This window comes from Streptomyces sp. NBC_01478, assembly GCF_036227225.1.
GTDB lineage: Bacteria > Actinomycetota > Actinomycetes > Streptomycetales > Streptomycetaceae > Streptomyces.
In genome coordinates this window covers 10,489,670-10,506,696 of record NZ_CP109444.1, presented here as the reverse complement: position 1 = coordinate 10,506,696, position 17,027 = coordinate 10,489,670, and the positions used below count along the sequence as shown (strand labels likewise).

Genomic DNA, 17,027 nt, shown 5'->3' with positions numbered 1-17,027 from the left:
CCTCAAGTGACCGAGCTCGCCGCGGTGAAGGCCGCTCTCAAGACCCAGGCAGTCGAGACGCCGTCGTGGGCGTACGGGAACTCGGGGACCCGGTTCAAGGTCTTCGCCCAGGAGGGCGTGCCGCGGACGCCGCAGGAGAAACTGGAAGACGCGGCCAAGGTCCACGAGTTCACCGGCGTGGCGCCGACGGTCGCCCTGCACATCCCCTGGGACCGGGTCGACGACTTCGCGGCGCTGGGCAAGTTCGCGCAGGACCACGGGCTGAAGCTCGGCGCGATCAACTCCAACACGTTCCAGGACGACGACTACCGGCTCGGCAGCGTGTGTCATCCCGAGGCGGCGGTGCGGCGCAAGGCGCTCGATCATCTGCTGGAGTGCGTCGACATCATGGACGCGACGGGCTCCGCCGATCTGAAGCTCTGGTTCGCGGACGGGACGAACTATCCGGGGCAGGACGATCTCAGCGCGCGCCAGGACCGGTTGGCGGAGGCGCTCGCTGCGGTGTACGAGCGGCTTGGGGACGGGCAGCGGATGCTGCTGGAGTACAAGTTCTTCGAGCCGGCGTTTTATGCGACGGACGTGCCGGACTGGGGTACTGCGTACGCGCATTGTCTGAAGCTCGGACCGAAAGCCCAGGTTGTGGTCGATACCGGGCATCATGCGCCTGGGACCAATATCGAGTTCATCGTTGCGACGCTGCTGCGGGAGGGGAAGCTCGGCGCGTTCGACTTCAACTCGCGGTTCTATGCGGACGACGATCTGATGGTGGGGGCGGCTGATCCGTTCCAGTTGTTCCGGATCATGTACGAGGTGATTCGGGGTGGGGGGTTCACCGCGGATGTCGCGTTCATGCTGGATCAGTGTCACAACATCGAGGCGAAGATTCCGGCGATCATTCGGTCGGTGATGAATGTGCAGGAAGCGACGGCGAAGGCGTTGCTCGTTGACCCTGTCGCCTTGGCCGCTGCACAGCGGGCCGGGGATGTGCTGGAGGCGAATGCCGTGTTGATGGACGCGTACAACACGGATGTGCGGCCGCTGCTGAGGGAGCTGCGTGAGGAGCAGGGGCTTGCGCCCGACCCGATTGCGGCGTATCGGGCTAGTGGGTGGCAGGAGCGGATTGTCGCTGAGCGGGTTGGGGGGCGGCAGGCCGGTTGGGGGGCGTGAGCGTCTGCCTGGATCTGTTGTGTGCGGGGTGCGGGCCGGATATGGCTGGTCGCGCCCACGCGGCGGAGCCGCATTTAGATACAGCCCCGCGCCCCTGAAAGATATGCACTCGCTCTCTCTCGAAAAGGACTGAAGTCCATGGCACCGCACCCCGAAGCCGCCTCTCTCCTCGCCCGTTCTCGTCGACTCGGCGCTGATCCCCGTAACACCAACTACGCCGGCGGCAATACGTCCGCCAAGGGCACCGACACTGATCCCGTCACCGGGGGTGATGTCGAGTTGATGTGGGTCAAAGGGTCAGGAGGGGACCTTGGGACGCTCACCGAAGGTGGGCTGGCCGTGTTGCGGCTGGATCGGATGCGGGCGTTGGCCGATGTGTATCCGGGGGTTGAGCGCGAGGACGAGATGGTGGCCGCGTTCGACTACTGCCTGCATGGGAAGGGAGGCGCGGCGCCTTCCATCGACACCGCCATGCACGGGCTCGTGGACGCGGCTCATGTCGATCATCTGCATCCCGACTCGGGGATCGCGCTCGCGTGTGCCGCCGACGGGGAGAAGCTGACCGCCGAGTGTTTCGGGGACTCCGTGGTGTGGGTGCCCTGGCGGCGGCCCGGGTTTCAGCTCGGGCTGGACATCGCCGCCGTCAAGGAGGCCAATCCGCAGGCCGTCGGGTGTGTGCTCGGGGGGCATGGGATCACGGCGTGGGGTGCGAGTTCCGAGGAGTGTGAGCGGAACTCGTTGCACATCATCCGTACCGCCGAGGCGTTCCTCGTCGAGCGCGGGAAGGCGGAGCCCTTCGGGCCCGTCGTCGAGGGGTACGGTGCGCTGCCCGAGGGTGAGCGGCGAGAGCGGGGTGCCGCGCTCGCGCCGTACATTCGTGCTGTCGCCTCTCAAGACCGGCCGCAGGTGGGGCACTTCACCGACTCCGATGTCGTTCTTGATTTTCTGGCTCGGGCCGAGCATCCTCGGCTCGCCGCGCTCGGTACCTCCTGCCCCGATCACTTCCTGCGGACCAAGGTCAGGCCGCTCGTTCTTGATGTGCCGCCCACCGCCCCGCTGGACCAGGCCATCGCGCGGCTGAAGGAGCTGCACTCCGCCTACCGTGTGGAGTACGCCGCCTACTACCAGCGGCACGCCCTGCCCGACTCCCCCGCGATGCGGGGCGCCGACCCGGCGATCGTGCTGATCCCCGGCGTCGGCATGTTCTCCTTCGGCAAGGACAAGCAGACCGCGCGGGTGGCCGGTGAGTTCTACGTCAACGCCATCAACGTGATGCGCGGGGCCGAGGCCGTGTCGGCGTACGCGCCGATCGAGGAGTCGGAGAAGTTCCGTATCGAGTACTGGGCCCTGGAAGAGGCCAAGTTGCAGCGGATGCCCAAGCCCAAGCCGCTCGCCACGCGGGTCGCGCTCGTCACCGGTGCGGGCAGTGGGATCGGGAAGGCCATCGCCCGGCGGCTGGTCGACGAAGGGGCGTGCGTCGTCGTCGCGGATCTCAACTCCGAGAGCGCGCAGGCCGTTTCGGAGGAACTGGGCGGGCCCGACAAGGCCGTTGCCGTCACCGTTGACGTGACCTCGGAAGAGCAGATCGCTGATGCCTTCAAGGCCGCGCTGCTCGCCTTCGGCGGGGTCGATCTCGTCGTCAACAACGCGGGGATCTCCATCTCCAAGCCCCTGCTGGAGACTTCGGCCCGGGACTGGGACCTTCAGCACGACATCATGGCCCGTGGTTCCTTCCTCGTCTCGCGTGAGGCGGCCCGGGCGATGATCGCTCAGGGGCTCGGCGGTGACATCCTCTACATCGCGTCCAAGAACGCCGTGTTCGCCGGTCCCAACAACATCGCGTACTCGGCGACGAAGGCCGACCAGGCCCATCAAGTACGGCTGCTCGCCGCCGAGTTGGGCGAGCACGGGATCCGGGTCAACGGGATCAACCCGGACGGTGTCGTACGCGGTTCGGGCATCTTCGCGGGCGGCTGGGGTGCGCAGCGGGCGGCGACCTACGGGATCGAGGAGGAGAAGCTCGGCGAGTTCTACGCCCAGCGCACCATCCTCAAGCGCGAGGTACTCCCGGAGCATGTCGCCAACGCCGTCTTCGCCCTCACCGGTGGGGACCTGACCCACACCACCGGGCTGCACGTCCCGGTCGACGCCGGCGTTGCGGCCGCCTTCCTTCGGTGAGCGCCGACGTGAAGGCGTATGCCGCGGTCGACCTCGGCGCGTCCAGTGGGCGGGTCATGGTCGGCCGTGTCGGGCCCGACTCCCTGGAGTTGGCGGAGGCGCACCGCTTTCCCAACCGGCCCGTCCGCACGCCCGAGGGGCTGCGCTGGGACATCCTCGCGCTGTACGCGGGGGTCCTCGACGGGCTCCGGGCGGCGGGGCCGGTTCTCGATTCCGTCGGCATCGACAGTTGGGCCGTGGACTACGGGCTGTTGGACGCGGACGGGGCGTTGCTGGGCAATCCCGTGCACTATCGGGACGCCCGCACGGAGGGGGTCGCCGAGAAGGTGTGGGCGACCGTGCCGGCGGGCGAGCTGTACGCGTCGACCGGGTTGCAGTACGCGCCGTTCAACACCCTGTACCAGCTCGCGGCGGCCCGCTACTCGGCCCAACTCACCTGTGCCGAGAGGCTGTTGCTCATCCCCGATCTGCTGTCGTACTGGCTGACCGGGGAGCAGGGCACCGAGCTGACGAACGCCTCCACCACCCAGCTCATCGATCCCCGGACGCGCGACTGGTCGTACGACATCGCCTCGCGGCTCGGTGTCGACCTCGGGCTGTTCGCGCCGCTGCGGCAACCGGGCGATCCGGCGGGGGTGTTGCGGGCCGAGGTGCTGGAGGAGACCGGACTGAGCGGGCCCGTGCCGGTGACGGTGGTCGGGTCGCACGACACCGCGTCAGCCGTCGCCGCCGTTCCGGCGGTCGAGGAACGGTTCGCCTATATCTGCACCGGGACCTGGTCCCTGGCCGGGCTTGAGCTCGACGCGCCGGTGCTCGGCGAGGCGAGCCGGGTCGCCAACTTCACCAATGAGCTGGGGCTCGACGGCACGGTCCGCTATCTGCGCAACATCATGGGGCTGTGGCTGCTTCAGGAGTGTGTACGGGCCTGGGGCGAGCCGGAGTTGGGAGAGTTGCTGCGCGGGGCGGCCCGGGTGCCGGCGCTGCGGTCGGTCGTGGACGCGGGGGACGCGGCGTTTCTGGCGCCGGGGCGGATGCCGGAGCGGATCGCCGACGCCTGCCGTGGCTCCGGGCAGCCGGTGCCGGAGTCCCGGGCGGAGATCACGCGCTGCATTCTCGACTCCCTCGCACTCGCCCATCGGCGGGCGGTCGTTGACGCCCAGGAGCTGGCCGGCCATCCGGTCGACGTCGTGCATGTCGTCGGGGGCGGTACCCGCAACGCGCTGCTGTGCCAACTGACCGCCGACGCCTGCGGGTTGCCGGTGGTCGCGGGGCCGACAGAAGCCGCCGCGCTGGGCAATGTGCTCGTCCAGGCGCGGTCCCACGGGCTCGTCGGCGACCTGGCCGGGATGCGCGGGCTCCTCGCCCGTACCCAGCCGTCGACCCGGTACGAACCTCAGGGCGACACCGCCCGGTGGCGGGCGGCGGAGGCTCGGCTCGCCGCGCGCTGAATCAGGGGCTCCCCCAGACGGTGACCTCCGACTACGCTGCACCCATCCGATGATCGACCACTAAGGAGCCGCGATGCGTGTCGCCCTGTTCCTGACTTGCGTCAACGACACGCTCTATCCGGACACCGGGCGCGCCGTGGTGAAACTGCTGACCAGACTGGGCGTCGAGGTCGACTTCCCGATGGCCCAGACATGTTGCGGGCAGGCGCACTACAACACCGGCTACCGCCATGAGGCCGAACCGCTGGCCCGGCATTTCTCCGATGTCTTCGGGGAGTACGAGGCGATCGTCACGCCGTCCGGGTCGTGCGGGGCGATGGTGCGGGAGCTGTATCCGCGGATGGGGGAAAGGGCCAGGGCCGAAGGACGCGGTGACACCCTCGCGGCCACGTTGGCGCCGGTGGTGCCGAAGACGTACGAGCTGACCGAGTTCCTCGTGGATGTGCTCGGGGTGACGGATGTCGGGGCCTACTACCCGCACAAGGTGACCTATCACCCCACCTGCCACGGGCTGCGCAGCCTGGGCCTCGGTGACCGGCCGCTCAGGCTCCTCCAGGCCGTCAAGGGGCTGGAGTTGGTGGAGTTGCCCGGTGCCGACGAGTGCTGTGGGTTCGGCGGGACGTTCGCCATGAAGAACGCCGACGTCTCGGCGGCGATGGGCGCCGACAAGGTGCGCAACGCGGAGTCGACGGGCGCCGAGGTCCTGTGCGCGGCGGACAACTCCTGTCTGATGCACGTCGGCGGCACGATGTCCCGGCTCCATACCGCGATGCGGCCGGTGCACATCGCGGAGATCCTGGCCGCCACGGAAGACACCACCGCGGTCTCCGCCGAAGAGGAGTCACGCGCATGAGCGGCACGTTCGTCGGAATGCCGGCCTTCCCGGCCTTCCCCGTGGCTGCCCACGAGGCCGTCAACAACCAGACGCTGCGCGGAAATCTGCGCCACGCCACCCATACGATCCGCGCCAAGCGGGCCAAGGCCGTGGCGGAGCTGTCCGACTGGGCCGCGTTGCGCGAGGCCGGCAAGCAGATCAAGGACCACACGCTCCGTCATCTCGACCGGTATCTGGTCCAGTTGGAGGAGTCGGTGACGGCAGCCGGCGGCATCGTCCACTGGGCCGCCGACGCGGACGAGGCCAACCGGATCGTCACCCGACTCGTCCAGGAGACGGGCGAGTCGGAGGTCGTCAAGGTCAAGTCGATGGCCACCCAGGAGATCGGGCTCAACGAAGCCCTGGAGGCGGCGGGCATCCGCGCCTACGAGACCGATCTCGCCGAACTGATCGTGCAGTTGGGCAAGGACCGCCCCTCGCACATCCTGGTCCCCGCGATCCACCGCAACCGAGGTGAGATCCGGGAGATCTTCGTCCGCGAGATGAGCGAGTGGGGCCGCCCGGCACCGGACAGGCTGACCGACACCCCCGCCGAACTCGCCGAGGCCGCCCGCCTCCACCTCCGTGAGAAGTTCCTGCGCGCCAAGGTCGGCATCTCCGGCGCCAACTTCATGGTCGCCGACACCGGCACGCTCGTCGTCGTCGAGTCCGAGGGCAACGGCCGGATGTGCCTGACCCTCCCCGAGACGCTGATCTCGGTCGTCGGCATCGAGAAGATCGTGCCCACCTGGCAGGACCTGGAGGTGTTCCTCCAGACCCTCCCCCGCTCGTCCACAGCCGAGCGCATGAACCCGTACACCAGCACCTGGACCGGCACCACCGACGGCGACGGGCCGCGCGCCTTCCACCTGGTCCTGCTCGACAACGGCCGCACCGACACCCTCGCCGACGAGGTCGGCCGCCAGGCCCTGCGCTGCATCCGCTGTTCCGCCTGCCTCAACGTCTGCCCGGTGTACGAACGGGCCGGCGGCCACGCCTACGGCTCGGTCTACCCGGGCCCGATCGGCGCGATCCTCAGCCCCCAACTCCGGGGCACCGCAAGCGAGATCGACGCCTCGCTGCCGTACGCCTCGTCATTGTGCGGTGCCTGCTACGAGGTGTGCCCGGTCGCCATCGACATCCCCGAGGTGCTGGTGCATCTACGGGAACGGGTGGTGGAGGGCGGGCCGGTGACCCGCGAGGGGAACAGGGTCGTGCTGCAGCCCGCCAAGGGGCATGCCGCCGAGCGGGCCGCCATGCGGGCTGCACGCTGGACGTTCAGCCACCCCGGCGCCCTGCGCACCGGACAACGCCTCGCCTCCCGCACCCGCCGCTTCCACCCACGGACCCCGCCCGGCCCCGGCAAGGCATGGAGCGGCACCCGGGACCTGCCCGCCGTGCCCCCGGAGCCGTTCCGCGACTGGTGGCAGCGCACGCACGGTGGAAAGGACGGTGCCAAGTGAGCAGCAGGGAACGGATCCTGGGCCGCGTCGAGCGCGCGCTCGCGGATGTGCCCGAGGACGACACACCGTACGAGCAGGCGGTACGGCGGGACTATCTGAGCGAGCACGGGGACCGGAGTGTCGAGCAGACGGTCGACCTGCTCGCCGAGAACCTGGCCGACTACCGGGCGCTCGTCCACCGGTGCACGGAGGCCGAACTGGCCGCCACGATCGCCGGGTTGCTCGCCGAGCGGGGCTCACGGACGGTCGTCGTGCCGCCGGGTCTGGAGCCGTCCTGGCTCGCGGCGGCCGACGTCGAGCAGATCGCGGACCGGGCCGAGAACACCCCGCACGAGCTGGACCGGGTCGACAGTGTCGTCACGGCGTGTGCGGTGGCCGCCGCCGAGACCGGCACCATCGTCCTGGACGGCGGCCCGGACCAGGGCCGCCGCCGGATCACCCTCGTCCCCGACCACCACATCTGTGTCGTACGGGTGCCGGACCAGGTGGTGTCCTCGGTCCCCCAGGCGCTCCGACGCCTCGACCCGGCACGCCCGTTGACCTGGATCTCGGGTCCGTCCGCGACCAGCGACATCGAGCTGGACCGGGTCGAGGGGGTGCACGGTCCGCGCACCCTGGAGGTGGTGCTGGTGGGCGATCAAGCGAGCGTGGACGTCAACTCGTAGCGCCCCGAGGGGAGTTCGAAGGCCGCGGTGCCGTCCGCGAAGCCGAGGAACTCGACGCCCAGGGCCTCGGTCAGGGGCCTCCCGTCCTCGCGGACGGTCGACGGGCCGGCGGTGGGGAGGCGCAGGGTCGCCGTGCTGTTCGCCGGAACCACCGCCCGGTACGTCAACTGCCCTTCCCGCACGGTCCATTCGCTGACGATCTCACCGTAGGGAGAGACGTGTGAGCCGCTCACCCGGGTGATCCTGCCGGTCGGGTCGAGGTGCGGGCGGAGGAAGAAGTGCCGGAAGCCCGGGTGTTCGGGGTCCTTGGCGATGCCGGCCATGCTCTCGTACATCCACTCCATGATCGCGCCGTACGCGTAGTGGTTGAAGGAGTTCATGTCGACCGGGCCGAAACCGTCCTGCTTCGCGTACGAGTTCCAGCGCTCCCACACGGTGGTGGCGCCGCCCGCCACCGAGTAGAGCCAGGACGGCATCGCGTTCTGGTGGAGGAGGCCGTACGCCAGGTCGACGCGGCCCTCGTCGGTGAGGACGGGGGCGATGACGTTCACACCGAGGAAGCCCACGGAGAGGGTGTTCTCCGGGTAGTCCACGCGGGTGCTGTCGGGATGGGCCGCCTTGTGGGCCGGGCTGTTGCCGATGTTGTCGGCGAGCAGGGTGACCAGTTGGCGGTGCTGCAACTCCGTGTCGCAGAAGCCGAGTTTGAGGATCCAGAGCAGGGCGGTCTGGGTGTTGTCCTCGGTCTTGCCCGCGCTGTTGCCGGGTGTGTGGGGTGGCGGGTCGCCGAGGCTCGACCGGACGGTCAGGTGTCCGGTGCGGGCGTCGGTGGCGAAGTACTTGGTGATGAAGGCGCGTTTGACGTGGGTGAACAGCCGCTCGTAGGCGGCTGTTTCGGCGGTGCGGCCGGTGGCGCGGGCCATGTCCGCCATGAGGCGGGCGCTGTAGCCGTAGTAGACGTCGCTGACGAGCTGGGTGCTGGTGATCTGGAAGGCGAGCCAGTCGCCGAAGACCGCGCCCTGGCCGGCGTAGGTGTCGCCGGTGCGGTCCCGGATCCAGTCGAGGTACTTGGTCATCGCCGCCCAACTGCGGTCGATGATCGTGGTGTCGCCGGACATCTGCCACACCGTCCACGGCACGACCACTCCGCAGTCGGCCCAGCCACTGGCGGGCAGTGGCTGGCTGTAGCGGTGGCCCGGGGCGACCCAGGGGAACTGGGCTTTCCCCGCGCCGTAGGTGTGCTGCGAGTCGATCAGCGTGTCCTGGAAGTGGCTCAGGAAGGGGACGGCGTCGGTGCTGAACAGGGCCGTGTTGCAGAAGAGTTGGGTGTCGCCGGTCCAGCCGAGGCGTTCGTCGCGCTGCGGGCAGTCGGTGGGCACCCAGAGGTAGTTGCCGCGCTGGCCCCAACGGACGTTGCTGATCAGTTGGTTGACGGCGGTGTCGTCGGTGGTGACGGTGCCGAGGTCGTGGAGGGCGGAGGTGGCCACGCGGCCCGTGAGGTCGACGAGGGTCACGGTCTCGGTCGTGGTGACGGAGACGTACCGGAATCCGTAGCAGGTCAGCGTGTCCTGGTGGGTCTCGCCGGCCGGGTCGCCCTTGAGGATGTAGGTGCTGGTGGCCTCGGCGGTGCGCAGGTTCGCGCGGTAGACCGAGCCCGCGGGTCCGTCGGCACCCGCGCTGTCGTCGTTGAGCATCTCCCCCGGTTTGACGGTGACTTGGGCGCCCGCCGGGCCGCGCAGGGTGTAGCGGGGGACGCCGACCAGGTTCTGGCCGAGGTCGATGACGGCGGTGTCGCCGGGGTGCAGGGTGAAGGGGAGGGTGGCCGCCCGGGTGGGGTCCGTGGCTCCCGTGGCTCCCGTGGCTCCCGTGTGGACGGTGACGGACTCCGGCTCGCGGTCCCACTCGGGCATCAGGCGGGCGCTCTCGCCGGGATAGGCGACCAACCGGGCGTCGGGGAAGGGGTCTTGGGCCTCGACGGCGGACCAGGCCGAGTCGTCGAAGCCGTTCGCCGTCCAGCCGGGGAGTTCCTCGCGGGCGTCGTAGAGCTGGCCGTCGTAGAGGTCGTCGGCGCGATAGGGGCCGGTGTCGGTGGCCCGCCAGTCGTCGCCGGGGGCGGTGACGACCGTCTGGGCGGAGCCGTCGGCGTACCGGATCAGGAGTTTCGCCTTGAGCGCGAGGGAGTTGCCGTCGGCCGAGTAGTAGACGCTGTTCTCGGAGATGCGGCCGTTGTACCAGCCGTTGCCGAGCACGGCCGCGAGGGTGACCTGCGCGGGGTCCGTCAGCAGGTCCGTGACGTCGTAGGTGAAGTAGTTGACGGTGGTGTCGTAGTTGGTCCAGCCGGGGGTCAGCACCTCGTAGGTCGTGCCGTCGCCCTGCGGGACCGGGACCCGTCGGCCATTGACGTAGGCGTCGTACACGCCGAGTGCGGAGACGTACAGCCGGGCCTCGGTCACCTGCCCGCCGGTCAGTGCCGTCCGGCGGCGCAGGAGCGGTGCTCCGGGGGTGTTGGGGCGCTTGCCCGCCATGCCGATCCACCGCGCGCCGTCCCAGCCGGTGACTCCGTCGGTGCTGAGGAGGCCGGTCTCGAAGTGGGCGCCGGGTGCGGCGGTGACGGCTCGGCCGTGTTCGTCCCAGACCGTCACCGTCCAGTGGTAGCGGGTCGAGGCGTGCAGTTCGGAGCCCGAGTAGCGCACGGCGACCGAGTCCGCCGCATCGACGCGGCCGCTGTCCCAGACGTCGGCACTGCCATGGGTCAGGTGCTCGGGCGAGGTGGCGAGCAGGATCCGGTACGCCGTCTGGTGCCGGCCCCGCGCGGTGGACTCCATGCGCCAGCCGAATCGTGGGTGCGCTGCGTCGACGCCGAGCGGGTCGGTGCGGTGTTCCACGGTCAGGCCCGACACCGTGGTGCCTGCCGACCGGGTTCCTTCGGTGGGGGCCGTTGCGTCGACTCCGTCGTTCATGCCGCTGTCCCTTCGGCCTGCCGGGAGGTGGAGGTGCACCGCTGAGTTGGAGTGGCTCCACAGAGGTGGATCCGCAGAGGTGGCTCCGCATCATTCCAAGGTCGCCATACCCCCGGTCTCCAGCCGGTAGGCCCCCGCTGATGGGCGGTGCGGGACCGGCGCCGTTAGCGTGAGGACATGATCCGGTTCGAGCAGGTCGGCAAGCGGTACCCGGACGGTACGACGGCCGTGGACGGGCTGTCCTTCGAGGTGAACGAGGGCGAACTCGTCACGCTGGTGGGCCCGTCCGGCTGCGGCAAGACGACGACCATGATGATGGTCAACCGGCTCATCGAGCCCGCCTCCGGCCGGATCCTCGTGAACGGCGAGGACATCGCCGGCGTCGACCCGGTGCGACTGCGCCGCCGTATCGGCTACGTCATCCAGCAGGTGGGCCTCTTCCCGCACCGCACGGTCCTCGACAACACGGCGACCGTGCCGTCCCTGGTCGGCTGGAAGCGGGCGAAGGCGCGGGCCCGGGCCGCCGAGCTGCTCGATCTGGTGGGGCTCGACCCGAAGACGTACGGTCCGCGCTATCCGGAGCAACTGTCGGGCGGGCAGCGGCAGCGCGTCGGGGTGGCGCGGGCGCTGGCCGCCGATCCGCCGGTGCTGCTGATGGACGAGCCTCCCCCACTGCCCTGAACAGGCGTGGGAGGTGCCCCCAGGCGCGGTCGACCCGGTGGTGCGGGAGCAGTTGCAGGACGAGTTCCTGCGGATGCAGGCCGCCGTGCGCAAGACCGTGCTGCTGGTCACGCACGACATCGAGGAGGCGGTACGGCTCGGTGACCGGATCGCCGTGTACGGGCAGGGACGGATCGAGCAGTACGACACCCCCGGCGCGGTGCTCGGCAAGCCGGCGATGCCGTATGTCGCGTCGTTCGTGGGCGCGGACCGGGGTCTGAAACGGCTGTCGGTCACCGCGATCGAGCCCGACGACCTGGAGCAGCCGCCGGTCGCCCGGGTGGACGAGCCGGCTCAGTGGGCCGCCGACCGGCTGCGGACGGAGGGCGCGCGGTGGGCGGTCGTCCTCGACGAGCAGGGCGAACTGCAGGGCTGGGTCAAGGCCGACGAACTGACCGCGGGCGGCACGGTCGGCGGACGCGCCCACCGGATGAACGCGTGGGTTCCGGTGGGCGCCCCCTTGAAGCAGGCGTTCGGCGTGATGCTCCAGCACGACGCCGGGTGGGTCGCCGTGCTGGACGGAGCGCGCTTCCTCGGTGTGCTGACTCCGGCGAAGCTGCACGAGGCGCTACGGCGGTCCGTGGACGCGGACGCGCTCGGAGTGCCCCGGGGGCAGGTGGACTTCGACTCGGTGGCGGACGCGTGAAGGTCGCTTCGCGGCTCAGGAGTAGGTGATGGGGCAGCCCTGGCGCAGTGAGTGCTGGGCCGCACGCAGGTACAGGGCCACATAGAAGGCCGTGTCCAGGTCCTCGCTCCAGCGGCCGGGCCTGGCAGCGGCCAGTTCCTCCGCCTCGCCCTCCAGGAACCAGAAGGTGAGCCCGAGGTTCTCGGTCACCTCCGGTATCTCCCCCGGCAGTTCCAGGGCCGCCGCCAGGCGTTCGGCGAGGGCGAGCACCTGCGGCGCTCCCGCGATCACCGTCTCGTCCGTGTACGCGGAGCCGATCGGCAGCCGTATCTCCTCATCGAGCGAGACCGGCACCAGCACCGACCAGTCACCGATCAACTCCCTTTCCCCAGGGGTCAGTCGAGCACGGCACAACGCGTCGAAACCCTCCATGGACGGGCTCAGCTTCTCCTCGAAACCCGGGGCCGCGTCCCGCTCCGGCCCGGGTGCGTACGGCGGCAGCCCGCGCCGGGCCAACTCCGCGTCGAGTCCCTTCGCGATCGCGCCCATCCCCCCTTCCCCCGTGTCCTCACGCAGCCACTCACCCGCACCGACATCGATCAGATAGACACCCATGCCCGAACGGTACAAGCCGCCACTGACAACGGCCCGAGCCTCACTTCAGGAGGCCCTTGTCCTTCAGATAGGTCCGCGCCACGTCCTGGGCCAACCGCCGCCGACTGTCGACCTGTTGGTTCATCGAGGCGAGGTCTGCCGTGGTCAGTACGTCGTTGAGTTTCCCCAGCGCCTTGGTCACGCCCGGGCTCCCCGCCCGGGAGCGGTTGACGACCGGGACGACGTAGTCGGCGTTCTGGAGGTGCTTGTCGTCGGCGAGGAGGACCAGGCCGAAGGCGTCGAGGGTGGCGTCGGTGGTCGTGGTCAGCACCATCTGGTCCTGCCCGTTCTGCACCGCGCTCTTGGCCTGTGTGGTGCCGACGCCCTTCGGGTCGACGGCGGTGATGTCGATGCCGTAGGTCTTCTTCAACCCCGGTTCGCAGTAAGGCCGTTGGACGCATTCGTCGCCCGCCGCGAGCCGTACCCTCAGTCCCGAGGCGCCGAGGTCGCTGAGGGTCTCGAGGCGGTGCTCACGCGCGTAGGAGCGGGCCACCGCGAAGGCGTTCTGGTCGACGGCCTTTCCGGGGTCGAGGACGGTCAGCCCCCGTGGGGTGGCGAGGGTGCGCAGTGCCTTCATGGTGGTGGCGAGGTCGGGTGAGCCGACGGCCGGTGCGTCGGGGCCGTTGGTCTTGGCGTTGAGCCAGTCGGCGAAGGTGGCCGCGTACTCGGGTACGACGTCGATCTGGCCTGATTCCAGGGCGGGTTCGTAGAGTTCGCGGTTGGCGACGGTGAGCAGGGACGTCTGGTGGCCGGCCTGCTTCAGCAGGAGTGCGTACATCTGGGCGAGCAGGTCGCTCTCGGTGAAGCCGGCCGAGCCGATGGTGAGGTGGTGGCTGTCGCCGGGTGGTGCGGTGACGGCGTTCTGGTTCTCCAGGGACGGACCGGTCGAGCAACCGGTGACCAGGAGGAGCAGGGCGGCCGGGGCCGTGCGTCGCTTCATCGCGCTCTCCCCGCCCACCGGGGTGCCAGCCGTTCGGCGATCTCGAAGACGCCCTCGACGAGCAGCGCGAACACGGCGACGAGCACCGCCCCGGCCACCACCTGTGCCGTGTTGGCGAGGTTGAAGCCTGCGGTGATGATGCGGCCGAGTCCGCCGCCGCCCGCGAGTGCGGCGATGGTGGCGGTCGCTACGAGTTGGACGGCCGCGATCCGTACACCGTTCATCAACAGCGGCAGCGAGAGGGGCAGTTCGACACGGAACAGCATCTGACGACCCGTCATCCCCATTCCGCGCGCGGCCCGCACCACATCGCGGTCGACCTCGCGCATGCCGACGTAGGCGTTGGTGAGCAGCGGCGGTACGGCGAACAGGACGAGGGCGACGACCGTGGGCCCCTCGCCCCACTTGCCGATCGGGGTCAGGAGCAGCAGGACCAGGACGGCGAAAGTGGGTACCGCGCGGCCGACGTTGGAGATGTTGACGGCGAGCGCGCCGCCCTTGCCGAGGTGGCCGAGGACGAGGGCGACCGGCAACGCGATCAGGCAACTGATGACCAGGCAGACGACGGTGAGGACGAGGTGCTGCGCGAGCCGGTGCCAGATGCCGTCGTCGCCCGACCAGTGGGCGGAGTCGGTGAGCCAGTGCCAGGCGTCGGTCAGGGTGTTCATCCGCGCACCGCCCGCGTCCAGGGGGTGATCAGGCGTTGCACGAGCAGGAGGAGCAGGTCGGCCAGGATCGCGATCACCACGCAGAGCACCGACGCGGTGAGCACCTGGGCCTTGAAATAGGTGTTCATGCCCGCGTAGATGAGGTTGCCGAGTCCCCCGAAACCGACGATCGCACCGACCGTGACCAGGGAGACCGCCGAGACGGTGGCGATGCGCAGGCCGGCCATCGCGGCGGGCAGCGCGAGGGGCAGTTCGACGGTGAGGAGGAGGCGGATCGGGCCGTAGCCCATGCCGCGTGCGGCCTGTCGGATCTCCTCGGGTACGGCGCGCAGGCCGGCGAGGATGTTGCGGACGAGCAGGGTGAGCGAGTAGAGGACGAGACCGGCGACGACGAGGGTGGCGGAGAGGCCGTAGACGGGCAGGAGCAGGGAGAACATCGCCAGGGACGGGATCGTGTAGAGGATCGTCGTCACCGCGAGCGCGGGTCCCGCGGCCCAGCCCCAGCGGCGGGCCACGACCGCGAGCGGCAGCGCGATCGCCAGGCCGATCAGCACCGAGACCGCGGTGAGCTGGAGGTGCTGGCCGACCGCGTCGAGAAGGATGTGGCGGCGCGTGCTCAGGTACTCGCCGCAGATCCACTCGTTGCGGGCGAGACAGTCGTCCGGGGGCGCGGCCACAGGTCCATTGCATCGGGCGGGCCCGGGGGCGGCCCGTTCTGGTGACCCGTACGGGCGTCTGTCAGGGGTTCCAGTAGGTGGAGAGGGAGGCGACGAAGACCGCCGCCGAGGTGAGGACCACGAGTTGGGCGACGGCCGTGGTCCAGAGGCGGCAGGCGATCGCCAGGGCGACGGTCACGGCCTCGACCCGGCAGAGGAAGACGACGCAGTCGTACTGGTAGGAGCCGGCCGTGGCGTCCATCATTCCGCTGTCGCCCATCCAGTCCGCGGTGAAGACGCCGTCGCTGCCGAGCACGAGGATCAGCGCGACGAGGAGGACGTCCACGCCGACGAGCAGCCCGCACGCGATGGCGTCGGCCTGCCGGCGGGCGCGCGAGCGGCGCAGGACGCGCTGCGGGAAGCCGTCGACGGGGGTGGCCCGGTCCGTCATCGGGTGCCTCCGGTGGTGCGCCACGGTCCGACGCCGAGTCTGCCGGTGGTGCCGAGGTCGAGGCCGCCGTCCGGTGTCAGGAGGAGCGGCAGCGAACCGGAACGCGCCGCGACCGTCAGATACGGCACGGCGGCCGAGCCGCCGGGGCCGGTGGCCGTGTTGCGCCACAGCAGGCCGGCGGACGCGGTCTCGCCGGGTGCCAGCGTCACCGGGCCCGGCGGGTCGTCGAATCCGGTCACCGTGGCGATGCCGCCGCTGCCGTGGACCACCGTCACGCCGGTGACGCCCTGCTGGTCCCGGTCGAGCAGCCGGATCTCGGGGTAGCCCTCGACGCGGTAGGCGCGGGTGCCGCAGTTCTCCAGGGTGAGGTCCATGGCCCGCAGGCCCAGCGCGGGGTTCACCGGTCCGGCGGTGACCCGGATGCCCTCCTCCGGACAGATCGGACCCGACGTCGACCGACCGGCGGCGGGATCGTCGTAGGCCACTGCGGTGACCGTCCAGATGACGGCCCCGACGAGCAGTCCCACCACCGTGACGAGCACGGTGTCGTACACGCTTCTCGGCATCCACAGAGTCGATCAAGACGGGACCGGTACCGCTGTGGCGGAAGCCACAGCTCCGGTCACAGCCCTGTCACAGCGGGTCCCGCACCCCGACCCCGAGGGTGTCGCTGAGTACACCCCGCGATACGGGTTCTGCGCCCAATGTGCCTGCGCCGCCCGCTCCGTAGCGTCGTCGGCGAGGCACAAAGCGTGCCGCACGGAGGGTGATGGCGATGTTTCGCACCGCACGACGGACGCACGACAAGGGACCCGCCGCCGAGGCACTGCGGCTGGTCAAGGTGAGCAGGACCTACGGCCGTGACGACAGCGCGGTGACCGCTCTGGACGGGGTCACGCTCAGCCTGGAGCGCGGCACGTTCACCGCCGTGATGGGGCCTTCGGGGTCGGGCAAGTCGACGCTGTTGCAGTGCGCGGCGGGTCTCGACCGGCCGGACAGCGGAATCGTGATGGTCGACGGCGCGGAGCTGACGGGCGGGAGCGAGGCCGAGCTGACACGCTTCCGGCGCGGTCGGATCGGGTTCGTGTTCCAGCAGTACAACCTGCTCGACACGCTCACCGTCGCGCAGAACACCGTGCTGCCGCTGAAGCTGGCCGGTCGGCGCGTCGACCGCGCGCGGGCCCGGGAGATCCTGACCGCGGTCGGTCTCGGCGACCGGCTCGGCCACCGCCCCGAGCAGCTCTCCGGCGGTCAGCGGCAGCGGGTCGCGATCGCCCGCGCGCTGGTCACCGAACCCCGGCTGATCTTCGCGGACGAGCCGACCGGCGCCCTGGACACGCGCAGCGCGCGGGATGTGCTGCTGCTGTTGCGGGAGGCGGTGCGGGTGCACGGCCGGACCGTGGTGATGGTGACGCACGATCCGGTCGCGGCCTCGTACGCCGACTCGGTGGTGTTCCTCGCGGACGGCCGACTCGCCGGCCGGATGCACGCGCCGACCGTCGACGCGGTCGCCGAGCGGCTGGCGCACCTGGGCGACGACGTGACGGTGGGGGTGTGAGCG

Annotated in this window: 14 protein-coding genes and 1 pseudogene; 8 read left to right on the top strand and 7 right to left on the bottom strand. The window is 70.2% G+C overall.

Annotation, left to right across the window (positions count from 1 at the left end; all coding sequences use genetic code 11):
- The first annotated feature begins 6 nt into the window (after positions 1–6).
- The 6 genes from rhaI (at position 7) to OG223_RS46760 (ending at position 7,795) form a co-directional block, all read left to right on the top strand.
- The gene (gene rhaI / locus OG223_RS46785; RefSeq protein WP_329263011.1) at positions 7–1,167 is read left to right on the top strand and encodes an L-rhamnose isomerase; all 1,161 of its coding nucleotides are present in this window, start codon (positions 7–9) and stop codon (positions 1,165–1,167) included.
- Positions 1,168–1,305: 138 nt separating this feature from the next.
- Positions 1,306–3,345: a bifunctional aldolase/short-chain dehydrogenase gene (locus OG223_RS46780; protein ID WP_329263008.1), complete on the top strand. Its 2,040-nt coding sequence runs from the start codon at positions 1,306–1,308 to the stop codon at positions 3,343–3,345.
- An 8-nt stretch (positions 3,346–3,353) separates the two neighbouring features.
- Entirely contained in the window at positions 3,354–4,793 is a 1,440-nt protein-coding gene (locus OG223_RS46775; protein ID WP_329265837.1) for a rhamnulokinase, read from the top strand.
- Between the two features lie 73 nt (positions 4,794–4,866).
- Positions 4,867–5,646 (top strand): (Fe-S)-binding protein, encoded by a 780-nt coding sequence (locus OG223_RS46770; RefSeq protein ID WP_329263006.1) that lies wholly within the window; start codon positions 4,867–4,869, stop codon positions 5,644–5,646.
- Entirely contained in the window at positions 5,643–7,130 is a 1,488-nt protein-coding gene (locus OG223_RS46765; RefSeq protein WP_329263004.1) for a LutB/LldF family L-lactate oxidation iron-sulfur protein, read from the top strand. Before OG223_RS46770 ends, OG223_RS46765 begins: the two co-directional genes overlap by 4 nt.
- Entirely contained in the window at positions 7,127–7,795 is a 669-nt protein-coding gene (locus OG223_RS46760) for a LutC/YkgG family protein (protein ID WP_329263002.1), read from the top strand. Before OG223_RS46765 ends, OG223_RS46760 begins: the two co-directional genes overlap by 4 nt.
- On the opposite strand, the gene OG223_RS46755 is transcribed toward OG223_RS46760, so the two are convergent.
- Entirely contained in the window at positions 7,768–10,752 is a 2,985-nt protein-coding gene (locus tag OG223_RS46755) for a family 78 glycoside hydrolase catalytic domain (protein ID WP_329263000.1), read from the bottom strand. The two genes, OG223_RS46760 and OG223_RS46755, sit on opposite strands and share 28 nt — an antisense overlap.
- A 177-nt stretch (positions 10,753–10,929) precedes the next feature.
- Here OG223_RS46755 and OG223_RS46750 point away from each other — a divergent pair.
- A pseudogene (locus OG223_RS46750) lies at positions 10,930–12,118 on the top strand (ABC transporter ATP-binding protein).
- Positions 12,119–12,133: 15 nt separating this feature from the next.
- Here OG223_RS46750 and OG223_RS46745 read toward each other — a convergent pair.
- The 6 genes from OG223_RS46745 to OG223_RS46720 form a co-directional block, all read right to left on the bottom strand.
- Positions 12,134–12,712, bottom strand: a complete 579-nt coding sequence (locus tag OG223_RS46745) for a hypothetical protein (protein WP_329262997.1) — start codon at positions 12,710–12,712, stop codon at positions 12,134–12,136.
- Positions 12,713–12,752: 40 nt separating this feature from the next.
- Positions 12,753–13,691 (bottom strand): ABC transporter substrate-binding protein, encoded by a 939-nt coding sequence (locus OG223_RS46740; RefSeq protein ID WP_329262994.1) that lies wholly within the window; start codon positions 13,689–13,691, stop codon positions 12,753–12,755.
- Positions 13,688–14,359, bottom strand: a complete 672-nt coding sequence (locus tag OG223_RS46735) for an ABC transporter permease (RefSeq protein ID WP_329262991.1) — start codon at positions 14,357–14,359, stop codon at positions 13,688–13,690. Before OG223_RS46735 ends, OG223_RS46740 begins: the two co-directional genes overlap by 4 nt.
- Positions 14,356–15,036: an ABC transporter permease gene (locus OG223_RS46730; RefSeq protein WP_329262988.1), complete on the bottom strand. Its 681-nt coding sequence runs from the start codon at positions 15,034–15,036 to the stop codon at positions 14,356–14,358. The genes OG223_RS46735 and OG223_RS46730 overlap by 4 nt, the downstream gene beginning before the upstream one ends.
- Before the next feature lie 61 nt (positions 15,037–15,097).
- Positions 15,098–15,466 carry a hypothetical protein gene (locus OG223_RS46725; RefSeq protein WP_329262985.1) on the bottom strand — a complete coding sequence of 123 codons (369 nt, stop codon included), beginning with the start codon at positions 15,464–15,466 and terminating at the stop codon, positions 15,098–15,100.
- Positions 15,463–16,032 carry a DUF4232 domain-containing protein gene (locus OG223_RS46720; protein WP_329262983.1) on the bottom strand — a complete coding sequence of 190 codons (570 nt, stop codon included), beginning with the start codon at positions 16,030–16,032 and terminating at the stop codon, positions 15,463–15,465. Before OG223_RS46720 ends, OG223_RS46725 begins: the two co-directional genes overlap by 4 nt.
- 209 nt (positions 16,033–16,241) lie before the next feature.
- Between OG223_RS46720 and OG223_RS46715 the strand changes: the two genes are divergently transcribed.
- The gene (locus tag OG223_RS46715; protein WP_329262980.1) at positions 16,242–17,024 is read left to right on the top strand and encodes an ABC transporter ATP-binding protein; all 783 of its coding nucleotides are present in this window, start codon (positions 16,242–16,244) and stop codon (positions 17,022–17,024) included.
- Positions 17,025–17,027 lie beyond the last annotated feature (3 nt).

What these genes read in the sequence shown, in the direction of transcription:
- OG223_RS46780 (WP_329263008.1), top strand. Translation starts at nt 1,306, where the DNA reads ATGGCACCGCACCCCGAAGCCGCCTCTCTCCTCGCCCGTTCTCGTCGA.
- OG223_RS46720 (WP_329262983.1), bottom strand. Translation starts at nt 16,032, where the DNA reads ATGCCGAGAAGCGTGTACGACACCGTGCTCGTCACGGTGGTGGGACTG.
- OG223_RS46740 (WP_329262994.1), bottom strand. Translation starts at nt 13,691, where the DNA reads ATGAAGCGACGCACGGCCCCGGCCGCCCTGCTCCTCCTGGTCACCGGT.
- OG223_RS46770 (WP_329263006.1), top strand. Translation starts at nt 4,867, where the DNA reads ATGCGTGTCGCCCTGTTCCTGACTTGCGTCAACGACACGCTCTATCCG.
- OG223_RS46725 (WP_329262985.1), bottom strand. Translation starts at nt 15,466, where the DNA reads ATGACGGACCGGGCCACCCCCGTCGACGGCTTCCCGCAGCGCGTCCTG.
- OG223_RS46735 (WP_329262991.1), bottom strand. Translation starts at nt 14,359, where the DNA reads ATGAACACCCTGACCGACGCCTGGCACTGGCTCACCGACTCCGCCCAC.
- OG223_RS46765 (WP_329263004.1), top strand. Translation starts at nt 5,643, where the DNA reads ATGAGCGGCACGTTCGTCGGAATGCCGGCCTTCCCGGCCTTCCCCGTG.
- OG223_RS46745 (WP_329262997.1), bottom strand. Translation starts at nt 12,712, where the DNA reads ATGGGTGTCTATCTGATCGATGTCGGTGCGGGTGAGTGGCTGCGTGAG.
- OG223_RS46715 (WP_329262980.1), top strand. Translation starts at nt 16,242, where the DNA reads ATGTTTCGCACCGCACGACGGACGCACGACAAGGGACCCGCCGCCGAG.
- OG223_RS46755 (WP_329263000.1), bottom strand. Translation starts at nt 10,752, where the DNA reads ATGAACGACGGAGTCGACGCAACGGCCCCCACCGAAGGAACCCGGTCG.